At 33.1% G+C, this 18,712-nt stretch carries 23 protein-coding genes; 12 read left to right on the forward strand and 11 right to left on the reverse strand.

All coding sequences use genetic code 11. The features are described 5' to 3' along the window. The 3 genes from RMO70_RS03060 to RMO70_RS03070 all read right to left on the reverse strand — a co-directional run. A partial coding sequence (locus RMO70_RS03060; protein ID WP_310554953.1) for a citrate/2-methylcitrate synthase occupies positions 1 to 510 on the reverse strand: 510 nt, incomplete at its 3' end. A 132-nt stretch (positions 511 to 642) separates the two neighbouring features. Beyond that, positions 643 to 1,275 carry a response regulator transcription factor gene (locus RMO70_RS03065; RefSeq protein WP_310554954.1) on the reverse strand — a complete coding sequence of 211 codons (633 nt, stop codon included), beginning with the start codon at positions 1,273 to 1,275 and terminating at the stop codon, positions 643 to 645. Further along, positions 1,268 to 3,184 carry a sensor histidine kinase gene (locus RMO70_RS03070; protein WP_310554955.1) on the reverse strand — a complete coding sequence of 639 codons (1,917 nt, stop codon included), beginning with the start codon at positions 3,182 to 3,184 and terminating at the stop codon, positions 1,268 to 1,270. The genes RMO70_RS03065 and RMO70_RS03070 overlap by 8 nt, the downstream gene beginning before the upstream one ends. 236 nt (positions 3,185 to 3,420) lie before the next feature. Here RMO70_RS03070 and RMO70_RS03075 point away from each other — a divergent pair, with 236 nt between their 5' ends. From RMO70_RS03075 to RMO70_RS03130, 12 genes are all read left to right on the forward strand, one after another. After that, positions 3,421 to 3,606 carry a hypothetical protein gene (locus tag RMO70_RS03075; RefSeq protein WP_310554956.1) on the forward strand — a complete coding sequence of 62 codons (186 nt, stop codon included), beginning with the start codon at positions 3,421 to 3,423 and terminating at the stop codon, positions 3,604 to 3,606. Positions 3,607 to 3,696: 90 nt separating this feature from the next. After that, positions 3,697 to 4,773 (forward strand): hypothetical protein, encoded by a 1,077-nt coding sequence (locus RMO70_RS03080; protein ID WP_310554957.1) that lies wholly within the window; start codon positions 3,697 to 3,699, stop codon positions 4,771 to 4,773. Between the two features lie 6 nt (positions 4,774 to 4,779). Beyond that, positions 4,780 to 5,511, forward strand: coding sequence for a hypothetical protein (locus tag RMO70_RS03085; protein WP_310554958.1), 732 nt, complete (start codon positions 4,780 to 4,782; stop codon positions 5,509 to 5,511). 40 nt (positions 5,512 to 5,551) lie between these two features. Continuing rightward, complete coding sequence (locus RMO70_RS03090) at positions 5,552 to 5,884, forward strand: hypothetical protein (RefSeq protein WP_310554959.1); 333 nt, start codon at positions 5,552 to 5,554, stop codon at positions 5,882 to 5,884. A gap of 11 nt (positions 5,885 to 5,895) precedes the next feature. Next, entirely contained in the window at positions 5,896 to 6,183 is a 288-nt protein-coding gene (locus tag RMO70_RS03095) for a hypothetical protein (RefSeq protein WP_310554960.1), read from the forward strand. Positions 6,184 to 6,340: 157 nt separating this feature from the next. Continuing rightward, complete coding sequence (locus RMO70_RS03100) at positions 6,341 to 7,762, forward strand: T9SS type A sorting domain-containing protein (RefSeq protein WP_310554961.1); 1,422 nt, start codon at positions 6,341 to 6,343, stop codon at positions 7,760 to 7,762. An 11-nt stretch (positions 7,763 to 7,773) separates the two neighbouring features. Then, the gene (locus RMO70_RS03105; RefSeq protein WP_310554962.1) at positions 7,774 to 8,772 is read left to right on the forward strand and encodes a hypothetical protein; all 999 of its coding nucleotides are present in this window, start codon (positions 7,774 to 7,776) and stop codon (positions 8,770 to 8,772) included. A 7-nt stretch (positions 8,773 to 8,779) separates the two neighbouring features. Next, positions 8,780 to 8,995, forward strand: a complete 216-nt coding sequence (locus RMO70_RS03110; protein WP_310554963.1) for a hypothetical protein — start codon at positions 8,780 to 8,782, stop codon at positions 8,993 to 8,995. Beyond that, positions 8,989 to 9,204, forward strand: a complete 216-nt coding sequence (locus tag RMO70_RS03115; protein ID WP_310554964.1) for a hypothetical protein — start codon at positions 8,989 to 8,991, stop codon at positions 9,202 to 9,204. The genes RMO70_RS03110 and RMO70_RS03115 overlap by 7 nt, the downstream gene beginning before the upstream one ends. A gap of 128 nt (positions 9,205 to 9,332) precedes the next feature. Further along, positions 9,333 to 10,358, forward strand: coding sequence for a hypothetical protein (locus RMO70_RS03120; protein WP_310554965.1), 1,026 nt, complete (start codon positions 9,333 to 9,335; stop codon positions 10,356 to 10,358). Between the two features lie 228 nt (positions 10,359 to 10,586). Continuing rightward, entirely contained in the window at positions 10,587 to 11,234 is a 648-nt protein-coding gene (locus RMO70_RS03125) for a proprotein convertase P-domain-containing protein (RefSeq protein WP_310554966.1), read from the forward strand. A gap of 22 nt (positions 11,235 to 11,256) precedes the next feature. Beyond that, on the forward strand, positions 11,257 to 12,555 hold the full coding sequence (locus tag RMO70_RS03130) for a hypothetical protein (protein ID WP_310554967.1): 1,299 nt from the start codon (positions 11,257 to 11,259) through the stop codon (positions 12,553 to 12,555). 110 nt (positions 12,556 to 12,665) lie between these two features. Here the strand turns inward: RMO70_RS03130 and eno are convergent, their stop codons facing one another. The 8 genes from eno to rpmJ all read right to left on the reverse strand — a co-directional run. Then, positions 12,666 to 13,952 carry a phosphopyruvate hydratase gene (gene eno, locus RMO70_RS03135; RefSeq protein WP_310554968.1) on the reverse strand — a complete coding sequence of 429 codons (1,287 nt, stop codon included), beginning with the start codon at positions 13,950 to 13,952 and terminating at the stop codon, positions 12,666 to 12,668. 170 nt (positions 13,953 to 14,122) lie between these two features. Then, on the reverse strand, positions 14,123 to 15,244 hold the full coding sequence (gene carA, locus RMO70_RS03140) for a glutamine-hydrolyzing carbamoyl-phosphate synthase small subunit (protein WP_310554969.1): 1,122 nt from the start codon (positions 15,242 to 15,244) through the stop codon (positions 14,123 to 14,125). Between the two features lie 308 nt (positions 15,245 to 15,552). Then, entirely contained in the window at positions 15,553 to 16,050 is a 498-nt protein-coding gene (rplQ, locus tag RMO70_RS03145) for a 50S ribosomal protein L17 (protein WP_310554970.1), read from the reverse strand. Between the two features lie 62 nt (positions 16,051 to 16,112). Then, a complete protein-coding gene (locus RMO70_RS03150) occupies positions 16,113 to 17,105 on the reverse strand; it encodes a DNA-directed RNA polymerase subunit alpha (RefSeq protein ID WP_310554971.1) in 993 nt (330 codons plus the stop codon). A gap of 24 nt (positions 17,106 to 17,129) precedes the next feature. Further along, complete coding sequence (gene rpsD, locus RMO70_RS03155) at positions 17,130 to 17,735, reverse strand: 30S ribosomal protein S4 (RefSeq protein ID WP_309607670.1); 606 nt, start codon at positions 17,733 to 17,735, stop codon at positions 17,130 to 17,132. 92 nt (positions 17,736 to 17,827) lie between these two features. Further along, entirely contained in the window at positions 17,828 to 18,211 is a 384-nt protein-coding gene (rpsK, locus tag RMO70_RS03160; RefSeq protein WP_310554972.1) for a 30S ribosomal protein S11, read from the reverse strand. An 8-nt stretch (positions 18,212 to 18,219) separates the two neighbouring features. Continuing rightward, a complete protein-coding gene (rpsM, locus tag RMO70_RS03165; protein ID WP_073018962.1) occupies positions 18,220 to 18,594 on the reverse strand; it encodes a 30S ribosomal protein S13 in 375 nt (124 codons plus the stop codon). A 2-nt stretch (positions 18,595 to 18,596) separates the two neighbouring features. After that, a partial coding sequence (gene rpmJ / locus RMO70_RS03170) for a 50S ribosomal protein L36 (RefSeq protein WP_310554973.1) occupies positions 18,597 to 18,712 on the reverse strand: 116 nt, incomplete at its 5' end.

Consider the following 18,712-nt stretch of genomic DNA (forward strand, 5'->3'; position numbering starts at 1 on the left):
AACAAGAAATTTACCCATTGTTTTACAAATGGCTTCGTACATTTCCTTTTCGTTATCTACATTGACCGTTTTTGGATTAAATGCAGTCAAAGCACTTGTCAAGGCAGACAAAACACCCATTGGATGTGCTGTTTTTGGAAATCCATCGATGATGTTTTTCATTTCTTCGTTGACCAAAGTGTATTTACGAATGTTTCTTTCGAAATTTGCTAATTGTTCTTTGTTTGGTAATTCACCAAAAATAACTAAATAAGACACTTCAAGAAAATCTGCTTTATCGGCTAAATCTTCTATGGAATATCCTCTGTAACGAAGAATTCCTTCTTCTCCATCAAGGAAAGTGATCTTGCTTTTACAAACACCTGAATTTTTGTATCCTGGATCGTAAGTGATAGCACCTGATAAATCTCTTAATTTACTAATATCGATAGCCGTTTCGTTTTCGCTTCCAACCATTACTGGAAGTTCATACTTGTTTCCATCAATTTCTAATGTTGCAATTTTTGACATAATATAATGTGGGAATTAATCTAAAATATATAATTTAACAAAAATAGATAATTATGTATTAAATAAAAAAGTTTTAAGGTGACGATTTCGTTAATTTTTTAATAAAAATAAAAAAACCTTCTTATTTCTAGCTTATAACAAATCATTTTCTGTAGCAAATCTTATGAGCATTGCTGTGTTTTTTACATTTAGTTTGGTATGTAAATTTTTGCGATGACTGTCAACTGTATCTGTACTTATAAATAATTTTTCGGAGATTTGTATGTTGGTTAACCCCTCGGCTATGAGAATGAGGATTTCTTTTTCGCGCTTGGTTAGTTTTGGTATTTTGTTTTGAAGTTCATTTTCGTAACGCAAGGCTCTATCTGCTTCAAAAGTGAGATAGTTACTACCTTTAGAGACCGTTTCGATTGCTTTAAGTATTTCGTGTTTGTCTGCATTTTTTAGTAAATAACCTTTAGCACCACTTTCTATCATTTTTCGTACATAAGTACCTTGATTGTGTGTACTTAAGGCGATAACTTTTACATTTTGGTACTTTTTTGTAATACTGTCGCAAAGTTCAATGCCGCTTGTGTCAGGCAAATTTATATCCATTAAAATAACATCGGCTGTTTTTATTTTAAAAAATTGCAAACAATTTTGAGCCGTGTTAGCGCAACCAACGAGTTCTATATGGTTTTCGCCAAACAACAAGGATTTGATTCCTTCAATAACCATTTGATGGTCGTCGACAATAAATACTTTTATAGGACTGTTACGCATTGAGCTCAATATTTACAGTAGTTCCATTGTTAGGCGACGTTGCGGTATCTATTTTTCCTTTCAAATAATGTACTCGATAAGCAATATTCCCTAGACCGTCGCCTTTTGTGGATTGGTTTTGGTTGTAGCCTTTTCCGTCGTCTTCAACCGTTAGCAGTACTTTATTGTTTTCTATAGTGAGTTGCACCATTATTTCTTTGGCATTGGCGTGTTTTACAGCATTATTTACCAATTCTTGAATGATTCTATAAATAAATGTTTCGGCGGTATTGTCAATTTTTCTATCGATACCTAATTTTTGATAATCGACTGTAATATTTGTTGACTGCTGTATGCTATTGCAAAAATCACGCAAGGCATCATTTAACCCAAATTTTACTAATGCTTCGGGCATAAGATTGTGTGCTACTTTGCGCAAATCGGCAATTGTGGTGTCAAGCATACCGAGTGATTTTTCGAATTGCAATGCATTTTCTGGAGTAAGAAGTAGGTTTTCTTTCATGTTTGTAAAGGATAATTTGGTTCCCGATAAAAGTCCGCCAAGACCGTCGTGCAAGTCTTTGGCAATTCGTCCTCGCTCTTCTTCTTGCCCTTTTAGCATGGCGTCGACAGCAAGTAATTGTTTGTCTTTTTCGAGTTCTGTTATTTTTAATGTTTGGAGTTTTTGTTTGTTTCTAAAATTGCGATAACCCAAAAAACCTACTAACAATAAAGCAATGGATGAAGCTATTAGAATTTTGTTTAAATTAGATTTTTTTTCATTTTTAGCTTTTAATTTTATAATTTCTGTTTGCTTTTTTTGAGTTTCATATTTTTTTTCGAGTTCTTGAATGTTTTTTATTGTGCCTTCGTTTACTTGTAATTCATAAATTGAATCCTTTTTGGCTTCATATATATCTGATTCGTAGTAATTTCCTAAACTAGCTTCAATTTTATTTAATAATCCGTAAGAATTTTTAGAAATTACACTTAGATTATTGAGTTCACTAATTTTTAGAGCTTGCAAAATAAATTCTTTAGATTTTTGAAGTTGATTATTATAAAAATAAACCAACCCTTTGTGCACTAATATATTTGCATCATATTCGATAGAATTAATATCTTTTTTTAGAATTTCTAATTCATCAACTAATAAAAATAAGTCAGAATACTTTTTTTGTTTAGTTTTTATCAAAATTGTATTTCCCAAAATAACCTGCTGCAAATAATATTCCTTTTCATTTTTAGACAGCAATAATGCTTTTTCCGCATATTTAAGTGCATTTTGATTTTGATTTAAATATATATATGTGGTTGAAATTGAAGATAAAACGTAAGCAAGATCAAGTTGTGTTCCAAATCCTTTTTTGCTTAAATTAAGTGCTTTGAATCCATATTCTAAAGCCTTTTTGTATAAATGCCTTTCCGTATAGGACTCTGCCAAATTTGAATAAAAAGTAACTAGCTCAGTCTTGTCTTCTAACGATTCATAAATTCTTTGTGCTTTTAAGTCATATTTCGCACATGAATCAAATTTTATTAAATAATGATAAGTAGTGCTCATATTAGCATAACAATTTGCTTTCTGAACTTGCGTGCCATGTCTTTCAGCAAGTTTGATGTTCATCAAATCATATCTTAATGATTCTTCATAATTTCCCATTTGACGATATAGCTCCCCAATATTTACGTTACATCTTATTTGCCCTGAATAATGTTTTAGCTTTGCACTTAATTTTTTAGATTCATTAAAAAAATAAAATGCAGAATCTGGATTTTTTATTCCATAATCATAGGCAATGTTTCCTAATATTTTTGCTTTTATCGTATCGTTATTTAATGTTTTAAGTTTTTGTATATTTTCTTGTTGTGTTTGAGAAAAACTTACTAAAGTTACTAACAAAAAAACTACCATTATTATTTTTCTCATAACTTCAATTCTTTATCGTTTTTATTACTATTCTAAGGTAAAGGTTTCACATAATTTTTGACTAATCCAATTATTACATCAAAAATCACTCTTTTACGTGAGAAACAAAGTAGGTTAAAAGGAATGTTGAATTTTGTTTTTTAATTCAACATAATGAAAATCACGTTTTTACGGTAGTTTAAAATTCAATATTGTTTCGAGATTTGTATTGTACTAACAATTAAATCTTAAAGGCTATGAAACTACATCTTCATTTTTCGCATGGTTTTCATTTTGGGCATTCAATACCTAAAACTGGTTTTTTGTCAAACGATAAATTAAAAACCACAAAACCAACTGTAAATAACAAATTAGTTTTAAACAAGTTACAACCATCGCATTGGTTTGACGGAATTTGGGACGATTTGAATTTTAAAATGTAATAGCAAACAAAAAATCACTCTTTTACGGGATATGTTTATTCTGTATTCGTTTCGAGATTTGTAAATCAAATTAAAAACAAATATTACATTATGAAAAAACCAAACACCATTATTTTAAAGCCACTTTTTATTATTTGCTTCTCTTTTTCTCTTGTACTCGTTTCGTGCAGTAAAGAGGATAATCCAGATGCGCAACCAATAGGAAATAACGTTACTATACATACAGCTGGATCAAAAAACGCCACGGCAACCAGTAGAAGTATCGCTCAATATTGGGAAAACGGAACTCCTACAGATATCACTAACGGAACTTTTGATGCCGTTGCAGAAAGTATCGTTGTTACAGAAAATGGCGACAAGCACATTGCAGGTTACGAAAAAAACACCAACGATAATACTGTTGCTAAATATTGGAAAAACGGCATAGTAACCTCCTTACCTGCGACAATTTTAGGCCAAAGCAGCAGTGCAAATGACCTTGCAGTTTCTGGAAATGATGTGTATATATCGGGAAATGAAGACTCAGACAATGGTAATTCGATTGCAATATATTGGAAAAACAATGTTAAAGAATATTTGTCAAGCTCAACCAATGACACTAACACAACGGCAATTGCAGTTGCAAACAATAAATCATATGTGTCAGGATATGAAAAAAACGGCAATGTTTCAACTGCTTATATTTGGATAAATGGTATTGCAACGAGTTTGTCGCCAGGTAGTCACAACTCTCAAGCAACCGATATTTTTGTCGTTGGAACAAAAGTTTACGTTTCAGGATCGGAATTACTTGCCGGAAAAACAGTTGCATTGTATTGGGAATGTGATACTGCTAATGGGCTAAACTTTACAGTTCATTATTTATCAGATGCATTAAATTTTGCCTTAGCAACTTCTATAACAGTTATTGGAAATGATGTTTTTACTGGTGGTGTAGAAAATTTATGGTCTAAATATTGGAAAAACAATACTCCTGCCGATGCAATAAACTTAACTACAACTGGCGACGGAATCGTTTATTCGCTTTTTGCATTAGGAACAGATATTTATACCATTACTTTTCAAGATGCTGTGGGGTGCAAATATTGGAAAAATGGCACACAAATTAATACGCTCTCCACTATAAATAATGGCTTTGTCTATGACCTTTATGTAACCTTTAAATAAACCAAAATGAAAAATGTAAAAAAAATAATTGCAGTACTATTACTAGCTTTCGCAATTGGTTGCAGCAAAGACGATCAGCAAGCAACAGAGCAACTAGAGCCTGTTGTTGTGATTCCGAAAGTAAAAACGTTTACTATTGGCAACAATTTATACACACATACCTATGATACACAAGGAAGACTCTTAACCCAAGTTTCGAGCGATGGTTACAAAGATGAATATAGTTATGCTAATAATAAAGTTACCTACAAATTTTTTCAATCTAATGTGCAACAATCGACCTATGTATATGATCTAAATACTGATGGTTTTAAAATTAAATCATTGCGCACTTTTCCGTCGGCAGGAAATTATCAAACGATTTATACTTATAATGCCAATAAACAATTGGCAACTTTGACCAACAGCAATAGTTTGGATACAAAAACATCGACAAAAACATTTTTCTATGAAGGCAAAAATTTAGAACATTACGAAGAAACATTTTCATACAATGCAGACATTTGGAAATTTTATTACACCTATTACACCGATAAAACCAACACTTTTAGCAACAAAAATAAAGGCTATCTCTTTGATATTGAAGAAGATTCACAACATCCTGTAAAGACTTTTACCGCCGTTTTTTCACCCACTAATACTCAGGTTGATACATATGCTTATGAATATGATAGCCAAAATCAAATAAGTAAAAGAATAATTAATGGTTCAGCTCAAAACGATATTGAATATTATTAAAACATATTGTTATCTGAATAATAATAATAAAACCAAAATTATGAATAAATTATTTACCCTAGCAATTGTTTTATTATTAGCTAGTTGCAAAACCGAAGAATGGAACAAAGAAAACGCCAAAAAAAAATGTTTAGAAAGTGCCAAAAGCGAGATGTATAACGAGGCATCTACAAAACGAGTTACTGCGATTTGCGATTGCATTGCCGAAAAAACAATTGCCACATTTGCTAACGAAGAAGAAGCAAACAATAAAATGCTAGATGTAGTATATATCACTAATGATTGTCGTAATGATTTCGACAAAGCAAAAGTGACTGCCGACAGCTTGTTTTATGAGCAAAATCCAGATTTAAAATATATGAAGAATCCATAAAATATATAAAAATGAAAAAACTTGTTATATCAGCAATTGCATTACTTCTATTTTCTTGCAACTCTAATTGGAATGCTGAAACTGTAAAAAAAGAATGTATTGATGGCGTTATGAAAAGTGCAATGGATACTTCAATTCCCGAAAACCTCAAAATGGCAGAAGCCCTTTGCGATTGTTCTGCACAGAAAACGATAAATAAATATAAAACACATCAAGAAGCAGAAGCCGACAAAATAGGTTTAGAAACATTAACAATGGATTGTATGAAAGAATATTTTCAAAACAAAATGCCAAAATAAAATTATGATTAATCCTTTATTGAAATTCAAATTTCAATAAAGGATTTTTTTTAAATATCTAAAAATCAATATTTAATTAAAAAAAATCACTTTTTTACGGGATATATTTATTACCAAATTGTATTGAAATTTGTAAAGCAATCAAAAACTAAATAGTATGAAAACAAATTACACTCCTCAAAAACAATTTTTAATTTTATTGTTTATAGTATTAATTTCAAATATATCTTTTTCGCAATGTTGGAAAAGCGTAGCTTCTGGGTTAGAGCATACTTTAGCCATAAAAATGGACGGAACGCTGTGGGCGTGGGGAAGAAATGATAGTGGTCAGCTCGGTATTGATTCACTTTTAGATTCTAATATACCTGTTCAAGTTGGTACCTCAAACAATTGGAAAATAGTTTCTGGAGGTGTAGATCATTCTGCTGGAGTGCAAACTGACGGCACTTTATGGACTTGGGGTGGCAATTTTTTTGGTCAACTTGGCAACGGATCATTTAGCAGTGGTCTTTCACTTTCACCCGTACAAGTTGGCAATGAAACCAGTTGGAATACAGTCGATTGTGGTTATTATTTCAATGTAGCTCTAAAAGGTAGTTTTAGCAAATCTCTTTGGTCTTGGGGTGTTAATGACTTCAACCAACTTGGCAATGGCAATTTAATTAATATAAATACCCCACAACAAATAGGTACCTCGCTCAACTGGCTATCAATATCTGCCGGAGCGTATCATTCTGTAGCTTTAGAAATTGTAACTGGTGGTAACCGATTAATGGGTTGGGGTTTTAATAATTATGGACAATTAGGTGATGGTTCTTTTGCTACGAGAAGTGTTCCGACACAGTGCGGAATCGAATTAAATTGGCAAACCGTCGTAACAGGATATTTTCATAGTCTTGCCAAGAAAACCAATGGTACACTTTGGGCTTGGGGCATAAATGGTGATGGACAAATTGGCAATGGAAGTAATGCTTTTAATGTTCCAACTCCAACACAAGTGGGCACAGATGCAAACTGGCAAGGAGTTTTAGGAGCAGGATACAACTACAGTATGGCAAAACGCTCTGATGGAACTTTGTGGTCGTGGGGTAGAAATACTTTTGGCGGTGCTGGTCTGGGCGCAGTAATTTTTAGTTATTTGCCGTTGCAAGTTGGCACAAGTACTACTTGGGGTATAAATATCTCAGGTTCACAAAGTTTTGGTTTGGCATTGCGTCAGGATGGCTCTTTGAGCTCTTGGGGACTAAATGACAAAGGACAATTAGGAAACGGGACAAATATGAATACCAATATGCCAAATGGTATTGTTTGTCCAACGACTTTAAGTACTAATGATGAAATGCGCATCAATACAACAGTATCAATCTACCCTAATCCAACTACTGATTTATTAAATATTCAAACACCCGTAAATTCAATCGTATCAAAAATTAAAATTATTGATGTACTTGGAAAAATTGTTTTAGAAATCAATGAAGTTTCAAATAGTATTAATGTTCAAAGCCTCACCAATGGCATTTACATTATTCAAGTAACAATAGATAACAGAAGCTATCAACAAAAATTTATTAAAAACTAAAACATCACATTATGAAAACATTAAAAACAATATTCACAATTGCTATACTAACATTATCAATATCTTGTAGCAAAGATGAACCACAACCACAACCCGAAACCCCTAAAGTAACAACGGTTTATGTGGGTGGCGCGGAATATGATAATACAACTCAAAAAGACATTCCAATTATTTGGAAAGATGGCGTAGCACAACAATTACCAATTGCAGCAGGAAATGAAGGCGAAGTATTAGCAATATTTGTCGATGGCAATGATGTGTATGCTGTTGGTCACGAAAACTCAAGTACTTCAATAGCAACTTATAAGGCAGTTATGTGGAAAAACGGAGTTAAAACTACTTTAAGTACAAATTCATCTAGTGCAAATTCAGTGTATGTAGCAAATGGAACAGCTTATGTTGTTGGTATGGAAAACCAGACAGCAACACTTTGGCATAATAATACCACTCGAAACTTTACAGAAGCCACCGAAGCAACAGATATTTATGTTAAAGGTAATGATATTTATATCTCTGGAAATACTACAACAGGAATGGGGTTTTGGAAAATTAATAACGAAGGAACGTATTTTACAAACACAATTAGTCAATCAAATGCAAGGTCTATCTGTGTTCAAGAAAACAATATTTACATTGCGGGTTTCGAATTGTCAACGGCAAACATACGCAGTGCAAAATTATGGAATGATAACTTACTTTCTACAGGACAATATGGAGATGATACATCAATGTGGTCTGTATATGCACAAGGACAAAATGTGTATGCTTGCGGTTTCAAAGTCGTTAATCTTCTTAGTACTAGAGCAATGTTATGGAAAAATAACCAAGCTACACAATTATCACAAAACCCATCTTTTGCCTATTCGGTTTTTGCCACCGCAACAGATAATTATGTCGCTGGATATGAAACAATATCTATTACAAAAGCGTGCATTTGGAAAAACGGAACGACTCAAATATTATCAGCTAATAGTTCTGCTGCAACTTCTGTTTTTGTAACCGAGAAATAATTTAACTATGACTACAACTAAAAAAATGATTCTCGCAGCCTTAGTTGCAGGTGTCGTAGCCTTTGGAGTTTTATACTTTATTGACAATCTAAAAAATACGCCGTTAGATCAAGCACAAGTTGATTTAAAAGCCGTTGTGAAACAAATAAACTCCCAATGCCCTATAAAAGTTGATGAAACAACCCGATTGGATAGCACATCGAAAAAAATGGTTTTTTGTTAACGCATTATTATACGGTACATTCATTAACAAATAAAAAAGTAAACATTGCAGAATTTAAAACTAAAATGCAAACTATGATGGACGAAAAGTATAAAACATCGCCCGAATTTGAAGCCTATCAAAAAAATGATATTGCAGTAGCTTTTGACTACAAAGACAAAAATGGCGATTTTCTTGGATATGTTTTATGTGATAATACTAAAAAATAAAAAATCTATTTCAAAGTTCAAACCTTTGACAAAGATCGTATTGTAAGATACAAATCACTCTTTTACGGTAGTCCTTTTTAGTAATTATATTCAAAATTTATTATAAAAATTAATTTAAACAAAAAAATATGAAAATTCTAAAATTAACATTCTTAATAATTATACTATCAGTTACTTTTTTTTGTAGCAAAGAAGATGATTCGCAACCAACAAAATCAATTCAAGAACCTGTAACAATTACAAACGTCTATGTAGGCGGAAGTCAAACAATTAACGGGTTAGAAAAAGCTACAATCTGGAAAAATGGCGTTGCAGAATTATTAAATACAAATTTAACAAACGAATCAAAAGTAAATTCTGTTTTTGTTTCAGGAAATGATGTTTACGCAGTTGGTTTTGAGGTTATTGTAAATTCTAGAGTTGCAACTTTATGGAAAAATGGAACAAAAATACAATTAGAAGGTAGTTTTTCAGAAGCTTGCTCAGTATCGGTTTTTAAAGATGTAGTATATATTTCAGGTCAATTAGTAGAAAAAGCAACTTTTTGGGTAGGTATAAATGGTGTTTTTGAAGGCAATGAACTATCCTCAAATAATAATTCTGTTGCAAAATCAATTTTTGCGACCAATGATGGTTTAGTTGTAAACGGTATATATGTTGCAGGAAAAATAGGTGCTAATGCTTGGACTTGGATAAGTCCAGGTTATAACGAAACAATATTTACAACTCCATCAGTTGCAGAATCAATTTTTGTTCGAGGTACAGATGTTTTTGTTGTCGCAAATTATGATAATGCTGGTGTACTAAACGCAAAAATTTTAAAGAATGGAACATCTCAGAATTCAGTTGTTAATAATACAGCTATGTATTCCGTTCACGGTGATAACCAAAATATTTATGCCGTTGGTGCAACTAATCCTAATTCGGTAAATTCTCGTGCAATGATTTGGGAAAATTTCATACCAAAAGAGTTATCACCACTTTTTTCGATGGCCAATTCGGTTTTTGTAGCAGATAAAAATGTATATGTAGCTGGTAATATGTATGATTTTGTTAGTTTGAAATTTAAAGCTTGTTTATGGACTAACGGTACTATTCAAACTTTGTCAAACGAAAAATCTGAAACTAAATCTGTATTTGTAACTGTCAAATAATTAAAAACCAAAAAAATGTCCAAAACAATAAAAACAGATCTTTCGCCTTTAGTTGTAGCAATTATAATATTTGGTATTTTATATTTTATGTATGGTGTTTGAAACATAAATTTTGCCAAATTTTAAAACTTTCAAAAAATAATTTACACAAAAAAATCACTCTTTTACGGTAGATATTTAATATTGTTTTATGACGAGATTTGTAATATAAACTTTAAAACACATACAATGAAAACCCTAAAATCAATTATCATAATCGTCTTATTAATACTTTCACTTTCTTGTAATAGAGACGATAAAGAACCCCAACCAATTGCTGATACCAAATTAATTCTGCCAGCAATGCTCGAGAACAATACGCAAATTAGCATTCCCGATGCGACAGTAAGTGGGACTACACTAATACCAGGAATAATTGCAAGCATTATAGAAATTGACAAAGATGGAATTATTCAAGATCCTTCTAAAATTTTTCTAGAACTTGACTTGTCGCATAGTTTCGCTGGTGATATAGTTGTTGAACTCATTGCTCCGTCGGGCGAAAACTGCGGAATTATAAAAAGAATTGGAACAACTAATGACACTTCGCCCGGTTCTTCAATTAATTTAGTATTAGGAAATAAACTAAAATTCAACAGTTTGTTTACTACGTTTTTTTTACCACAAGTATCAACATTCATAGTGGCTGGCAATTATGCGCCATCGCGCGGCGTATCGAGTATTCCATTTTCAGTACCGATGACATCATTAAATACATTTTTTATGGATAAAAATATCAAAGGAAAGTGGACGCTTAAAGTGTATGATTATCAAAATAATGATATAGGAAAATTAATTTCATGGAAACTATATTTTGATACGGGAGCTCTAAAATAAATAATTTAAAAAACATGAAACCATGAAAAATCAAATAATTTTACTAATCGCTTTTGTCACATTTTCTGCCAACGCTCAATTCGGAAATCTCCTCAACAAAGCCAAAGAAAAACTAACCGAAAAAAAATCTGAAGTCAAATCTGATAAAACCATTAATACCGAAAAAGCTATGTCAACCGAAAATTTAAGTATCGAAACCGTTTTCGAATTTCCTTATCAAGGCACCGATTATTCTAGTCCTAACAAAAGTTCATTGGCATCAATTATTGCAAGCAAGGATATTTTAAATCCATACAATCACATCAGAAAAGAAGGTGAAACCGGAATTGTACATTTTGCAAAAGATTATCCTGATTTGAAACCTGTTATTGAACCTTTTGAAAACAATCTAAAAATTGAATTTTTCGAAGCTTTGCCCAATTCAGGAAAAGAAACTTTTACGAATTCATTTTCAAGCAAAAGTCATATTTATGCTCGAATAACGGCACTTTCTGGAACCATAAAAGATGTTTTTAAACTCGATGAAAAAAATCCAGTTATTGACTTGAAAATGGTTTTGTATGACGATCAAAATCAAAGATTAAAATATGGTAATGGCAATAATCCAACATACATTGCATTATCATCAGAACAAGCCAATCTCAAATCGTTAGATATTGATATTATGCCACACACAATGAAATATTCTATTTACAAAGGAAATTCTGGAGATGCAATATATTATTCGCCGTTCCCAAATATGCACAATAAAGAAATTTTCGACAGAAACGGAGCATTTAAAGTAGGCGTTTTCTTTAATAGTAAAACCAGAGACGATTGGGGAAAAGAACTAGATGGCGACGGAATTGTTTATGCCAACACATTCGATTATGAATTTTCTGCCAAAGATGTGGCAACAATTATGAGCGAACAAGAAGCTGTTTTTGAAGCAAACAAAAACGGAATTAGAACCACCAAAAAAGATTTGCCAGAAGAATGGAAACTAAAATCAAACCCAATTACGATGGGAATGACACAGGCGCAAATAACCAGTTTATATTTAAATAATTACGAAGGAGGCGAATCAGCATTAAAAGTTATTAAATTTTTTGCTCATCCATCGTCTGGCGGATGGACAATTCAAAAAAACGAATACGGAATTCCATTATACCGATATTCCAATCAGTTTTACACACTATTTGTAAAAAATATTAATACTAACGATTGCTATTTTCAACGATTTAGCTTGCGCCAACAATACAATGGTGGAGGCACTTACGATGCGGTTATTGGAGATATTACTTATGATGTCAATTTTACCGAATGTGACAAAATGAAATAAACAGACAAAAGTAGCTTTTGAATTTTATTGGTTTATTGTTCTTTTACTTTTCGTTCTGCTTGAAAATAGAGGTTGTCTAAAACGACAGCCTCTATTTATATATTTAAAAATTATTTAAAAGCGCTTGTTCCAGGAAAATAGGCAGTTTCGCCCAATTCTTCTTCGATACGAAGCAATTGATTGTATTTTGCCATACGATCCGAACGAGAAGCCGAACCCGTTTTGATTTGTCCACAGTTTAACGCCACTGCCAAATCAGCAATGGTATTGTCTTCGGTTTCGCCTGAACGGTGTGACATCACAGAAGTGTAACCCGCATTGTGTGCCATATTTACAGCAGCAATGGTTTCGGTTAACGTTCCTATTTGGTTTACTTTTACTAGAATTGAATTGGCAATTCCTTCTTTGATTCCACGAGATAGGCGCTCGACATTGGTTACAAATAAATCGTCACCCACGAGTTGTGTTTTGTGTCCGATTTTGTCTGTTAAGTATTTCCAACCTTTCCAATCGTCTTCGTACATGCCGTCTTCGATGGAAATAATTGGATATTTTGAAGCTAGTTCGGCTAAATAATCGGCTTGTTCTTCTGATGTTCTGATTTTTCCTCCAGCTCCTTCAAATTTTGTGTAATCGTATTTTCCATCTACATAAAATTCTGAAGCGGCGCAATCTAACGCTACCATCACTTCGTCTCCAAATTTATATCCTGCACTTTCGACTGCTTTTTTGATAGAATCTAAAGCGTCTTCAGTTCCACCAGCCAAGTTTGGTGCAAAACCACCTTCGTCTCCTACTGCGGTTGACAACCCTCGATCATGTAATCCTTTTTTCAAATGATGAAAAATCTCCGTTCCCATTTGCATAGCGTGAGTGAACGATGTTGCTTTTACAGGCATAATCATAAACTCTTGGAACGCAATAGGCGCATCAGAATGTGAACCTCCGTTGATGATGTTCATCATAGGAACTGGCAAAGTATTAGCAGAAACACCACCAATATATCGGTACAATGGCATTCCTAATTCAGCAGCGGCTGCTTTGGCAACTGCCAAAGAAACACCTAAAATTGCATTGGCGCCTAGTTTAGATTTGTTTGGAGTTCCGTCTAATTCGATCATTGTTTTATCGATTAGATTTTGTTCAAAAACCGAAGTTCCCATAAGTTCATTTGCAATTGTTACATTTACGTTTTCAACGGCTTTCATCACCCCTTTTCCCATAAATGCTTTGCCCCCATCGCGCAATTCCACAGCTTCGTGTTCACCAGTTGATGCTCCAGACGGCACTGCGGCACGTCCTAATATACCGCTATCGGTTACTACATCTACTTCAATTGTTGGGTTTCCACGGGAATCAAAAATTTGTCTTGCGTGAATTTTGATAATTATGCTCATTTTAATATACGATTTATGATATTAGACTTTAGATTTATTACAAATATATTCAAAGTTTAGGAATGATTTTTGATAAAAAAGGAATGTTGTTAACGATAACGATTTAGTAAGCTACTTTTTACTTTTTTTAACTCTATCAGGATTTTAAACTCTGATAGGGTTAAAATTGACTATATTTCTTGTTCGCTATTGATTTTTTCAATATTAGCTACAAACTCATCAAATAAATAACTCGAATCGTGAGGGCCTGGACTTGCTTCTGGATGGTATTGTACTGAGAAACAGTTTTTAGATTTCATTCGCATTCCAGCAACCGTTTCATCGTTGAGATGCAAATGGGTGATTTCTAAATCGGAATGTTTTTCCAATTCTTCTTTATTGACTGCAAATCCGTGATTTTGCGAAGTAATTTCGCCTTTTCCTGTGATTAAGTTTTTTACTGGATGATTGATACCTCGGTGTCCGTTAAACATTTTGTAGGTTGACACGCCATTGGCCAGAGCAATAACTTGATGTCCTAAACAAATACCAAACAATGGATAATTATTGTCAATAATTTCTTTGGCAATTGCAATAGCATTCTCTAATGGATCTGGATCACCAGGACCATTGGATAAGAAATAACCATCTGGATTAAATGATTTTAAATCTGAAAAAGTAGCATCGTAAGGGAATATTTTGATGTTACAATCTCTTTTCGCAAGATTGCGAAGTATATTGGTTTTGATTCCTAAATCTAAAGCAGAGATTTTATACTTGGCGTTTTCGTTTCCATAAAAATAAGCTTGTTTTGTAGATACTTTAGAAGCCAGCTCCAAGCCTTTCATATCTGGCACTTTAGCTAATTGACGTTTTAAATCATCAATAGAAGTACCATCAGTTGCAATAACCGCATTCATTGCGCCGTTGTCACGAATGTAACTCACGAGTGCACGAGTATCTACATCAGAAATACAAACTAGGTTTTGTTTTTTGAAATAGTCAAACAAATTACTTTCGGAATCTGGACGAGAATGAAAATCGGAAAAGTTTTTGCAAACTAATCCTGAAATCATAATTTGGTCTGATTCAATATCGTTTATGTTTACTCCGTAATTTCCAATATGTGCATTAGTTGCCACCATTATTTGTCCGAAGTAAGATGGATCTGTGAAAATTTCTTGATACCCAGTCATTCCAGTGTTAAAGCAAACTTCGCCGTAGGTTGTTCCTGAAATTCCAATTGATTTACCGTGAAAAATGGTTCCGTCACTTAGTAATAAAATAGCGGGTTGTTTTGTTGTATAGTTCATTGTAGTTATGTTGTTGTGCAAATTTATTTTATTTACTGCAAAGTACAAATGTATTTTTTACAAATTTTTTAAAAGATTACAAACAATTGAAGCGGTTTGTGTTTTAGCCCTGATTGAAGCAGAAATCCTTTTGTAAGAAATACTATTTTTTTGTCATATTTGCAGAACGACCAAAGGGAGTTCCTGCGAGTGCTTGCAAAAAAAGTATTTCTTACAAAAGATTGAAGCGGAAAGCAGGATTGGCTTCTAAAAAAAAAGGATAAACTATTGCTAGTTTACCCTTTTGATTTATAGAATATTGAAATTCATTATTCTGCTGTTTCAGTAGTTTCCTCAGTTGAAGCTTCAGGAGCAATTTCAGCCACTGGAGTTTCATCAGATTTTTTAGCTTTACCACCACGACGGCTTTTTGCTTTTTTCTCTTCTTTTTTACCACCGTTGTATAATTCGTTGAAGTCTACTAATTCGATCATTGCCATATCGGCATTATCTCCCAAACGATTACCTAATTTGATAATACGTGTGTATCCTCCTGGACGATCTCCTACTTTAGCTGCTACGTCTCTGAACAAGTCAGTTACCGCATATTTACTACGTAGGTAAGCGAAACAAATACGACGATTGTGTGTGGTATCGTCTTTTGATTTTGTTATAAGCGGCTCAACAAATTGTTTCAGCGCTTTTGCTTTAGCAACCGTTGTGTTAATACGTTTGTGCTCGATTAGAGAACAAGCCATATTAGCTAACATAGCTTTTCTATGTCCAGTCTGTCTGCTTAAGTGATTGAATTTTTTTCCGTGTCTCATGACCTATTTTTTTATATTTCATCTTGCTTCAATCCTCTTTGGAGAGCAAAATATGAAATAAATTATTCTTTATCTAATTTGTATTTTGCTAAATCCATTCCGAAAGTAAGATTTTTTACGGCTACTAATTCGTCAAGTTCTGTTAACGATTTTTTACCAAAATTACGGAATTTCATTAAGTCATTTTTGTTGAATGATACTAAGTCTCCTAATGTATCAACTTCAGCTGCTTTTAGGCAATTTAATGCTCTTACAGAAAGATCCATATCTACAAGCTTAGTTTTAAGCAATTGTCTCATATGCAATGACTCTTCGTCATACGATTCTGTTTGGGCAATTTCATCCGCTTCCAGTGTAATTCTTTCGTCAGAAAACAACATAAAATGGTGAATCAATACTTTTGCAGCTTCAGTTAGCGCATCTTTTGGATTAATAGAACCATCAGTTTTAATTTCAAAAACTAATTTTTCATAATCTGTTTTTTGCTCTACACGGAAGTTTTCAATAGCATACTTCACATTCTTTACAGGTGTAAAGATAGAATCAGTAAATATAGTACCGATTGCAGCATTTTGTTTTTTGTTTTCCTCAGCTGGAACATATCCTCTACCTTTTTCGATAGTCATTTCCATATTAAGGTTCACTTTACTGTCCAAGTTACAAATTACTAATTCTGGATTTAATACTTGAAATCCAGAAATGAATTTTTGGAAATCACCAGCTGTAATTTGATTTTTTCCTGAAATTGCAAGTGTAACAGATTCATTATCTATATCTTCAATTTGACGTTTGAAACGTACTTGTTTTAGATTAAGAATAATTTCTGTAACATCTTCTACAACTCCAGAAATAGTTGAGAATTCGTGATCTACACCTTCTATACGGATAGATGTGATTGCGTAACCTTCTAAAGCAGAAAGTAAAACTCTTCTAAGTGCATTACCAACGGTCAATCCGTAACCAGGTTCTAAAGGTCTGAATTCAAACTTACCTTCAAAATCGGTTGAATCGATCATGATAACTTTATCGGGCTTCTGAAAATTAAATAATGCCATAAATTATAAGACTGATGTCAATTATTATTTGTTGTACAATTCGACGATTAGTTGTTCTTTAATGTTTTCTGGAATTTGCAACCTAGCAGGAACAGAAACAAAAGTTCCTTCCATTTGTGCAGTATTCCAAGTAATCCACTCATAAACATGACTTGAATTTGATAAAGAACGGTCGATAGCTTCTAATGATTTAGATTTTTCACGAACAGCCACTTTGTCACCAGGTTTTAAATGGTATGAAGGTACATTTACAAGTTCACCGTTAACAGTCACGTGTCTGTGAGAAACGATTTGTCTTGCTGCTCTTCTAGTTGGAGCAATACCCATTCTGAAGACTACGTTGTCTAAACGAGCTTCACACAATTGCAAAAGGATTTCACCAGTTACACCTTTAGATGCAGCTGCTTTTTTAAATAATCCTCTGAATTGTTTTTCTAAAATTCCGTAAGAATATTTCGCTTTTTGCTTTTCCATTAACTGGATAGCAAATTCAGATTTTTTTCCTCTTTTTTTAGCCATCCCGTGTTGTCCGGGTGGATAATTTCTTTTTTCGAATGATTTATCATCTCCGAAAATAGCTTCGCCAAATTTACGAGCTATTCTAGTACTTGGACCAGTATATCTTGCCATTTCTAAAAAATTAATTAAGGTAGAGATTATGAATTCAGGTCTAAATCCTTCGATAACCTATATTCTACCTAGTTATACTTATTGTTATAAAATTATACTCTACGTCTTTTTGGAGGACGACACCCATTGTGAGGAAGAGGTGTAACATCGATAATCTCAGTTACTTCAATTCCAGCATTGTGTAAAGAACGGATGGCAGACTCACGCCCGTTTCCTGGTCCTTTTACATATACTTTTACTTTTTTAAGTCCAGCTTCAAGAGCTACTTTACTACAATCTTCTGCTGCCATTTGGGCTGCGTATGGTGTATTCTTTTTAGAACCTCTAAAACCCATTTTACCAGCCGAAGACCATGAGATAACTTCACCTTTTTTGTTTGTTAACGAAATGATGATGTTATTAAAAGTAGCAGAAATATGAGCTTCTCCCGTTGATTCAACGATAACTTTACGTTTTTTTGCAGTTGCTTTAGCCATATTACTTATTATTTAGTTGCTTTTTTCTTATTGGCAACAGTTTTTCTCTTACCTTTTCTTGTTCTAGAATTATTCTTCGTTCTTTGCCCTCTTAATGGAAGACCAGATCTATGACGAATACCTCTGTAACATCCAATGTCCATTAAACGTTTGATGTTCAAAGAAACTTCTGAACGCAATTCTCCTTCAATTTTGAAAGTTGATACTGCTTCACGAATTGCTCCGATCTCATCATCATTCCAATCTTGAACTTTTTTGTCTTGGCTAACTTGAGCTTTTTCTAAAATCTCAATAGCTCTACTTTTTCCTAATCCGAAGATGTAGGTAAGTGCTATAACACCTCTCTTGTTTTTTGGGATATCTACCCCTGCTATTCTTGCCATAACTATCCTTGTCTTTGTTTAAATCTAGGATTCTTTTTGTTGATTACGTATAATCTGCCTTTTCTTCGTACAATTTTGCACTCGGCACTTCTTTTTTTAACTGATGCTCTTACTTTCA

It is taken from the genome of Flavobacterium sp., from assembly GCF_031422135.1.
In the GTDB taxonomy this organism is placed as follows: domain Bacteria; phylum Bacteroidota; class Bacteroidia; order Flavobacteriales; family Flavobacteriaceae; genus Flavobacterium.

Coding starts and splice junctions, on each gene's coding strand:
- RMO70_RS03065 (WP_310554954.1), bottom strand. CDS start 1,275: ATGCGTAACAGTCCTATAAAAGTATTTATTGTCGACGACCATCAAATG.
- RMO70_RS03070 (WP_310554955.1), bottom strand. CDS start 3,184: ATGAGAAAAATAATAATGGTAGTTTTTTTGTTAGTAACTTTAGTAAGT.
- RMO70_RS03075 (WP_310554956.1), top strand. CDS start 3,421: ATGAAACTACATCTTCATTTTTCGCATGGTTTTCATTTTGGGCATTCA.
- RMO70_RS03080 (WP_310554957.1), top strand. CDS start 3,697: ATGAAAAAACCAAACACCATTATTTTAAAGCCACTTTTTATTATTTGC.
- RMO70_RS03085 (WP_310554958.1), top strand. CDS start 4,780: ATGAAAAATGTAAAAAAAATAATTGCAGTACTATTACTAGCTTTCGCA.
- RMO70_RS03090 (WP_310554959.1), top strand. CDS start 5,552: ATGAATAAATTATTTACCCTAGCAATTGTTTTATTATTAGCTAGTTGC.
- RMO70_RS03095 (WP_310554960.1), top strand. CDS start 5,896: ATGAAAAAACTTGTTATATCAGCAATTGCATTACTTCTATTTTCTTGC.
- RMO70_RS03100 (WP_310554961.1), top strand. CDS start 6,341: ATGAAAACAAATTACACTCCTCAAAAACAATTTTTAATTTTATTGTTT.
- RMO70_RS03105 (WP_310554962.1), top strand. CDS start 7,774: ATGAAAACATTAAAAACAATATTCACAATTGCTATACTAACATTATCA.
- RMO70_RS03110 (WP_310554963.1), top strand. CDS start 8,780: ATGACTACAACTAAAAAAATGATTCTCGCAGCCTTAGTTGCAGGTGTC.
- RMO70_RS03120 (WP_310554965.1), top strand. CDS start 9,333: ATGAAAATTCTAAAATTAACATTCTTAATAATTATACTATCAGTTACT.
- RMO70_RS03125 (WP_310554966.1), top strand. CDS start 10,587: ATGAAAACCCTAAAATCAATTATCATAATCGTCTTATTAATACTTTCA.
- RMO70_RS03130 (WP_310554967.1), top strand. CDS start 11,257: ATGAAAAATCAAATAATTTTACTAATCGCTTTTGTCACATTTTCTGCC.
- eno (WP_310554968.1), bottom strand. CDS start 13,952: ATGAGCATAATTATCAAAATTCACGCAAGACAAATTTTTGATTCCCGT.
- carA (WP_310554969.1), bottom strand. CDS start 15,244: ATGAACTATACAACAAAACAACCCGCTATTTTATTACTAAGTGACGGA.
- rplQ (WP_310554970.1), bottom strand. CDS start 16,050: ATGAGACACGGAAAAAAATTCAATCACTTAAGCAGACAGACTGGACAT.
- RMO70_RS03150 (WP_310554971.1), bottom strand. CDS start 17,105: ATGGCATTATTTAATTTTCAGAAGCCCGATAAAGTTATCATGATCGAT.
- rpsD (WP_309607670.1), bottom strand. CDS start 17,735: ATGGCAAGATATACTGGTCCAAGTACTAGAATAGCTCGTAAATTTGGC.
- rpsK (WP_310554972.1), bottom strand. CDS start 18,211: ATGGCTAAAGCAACTGCAAAAAAACGTAAAGTTATCGTTGAATCAACG.
- rpsM (WP_073018962.1), bottom strand. CDS start 18,594: ATGGCAAGAATAGCAGGGGTAGATATCCCAAAAAACAAGAGAGGTGTT.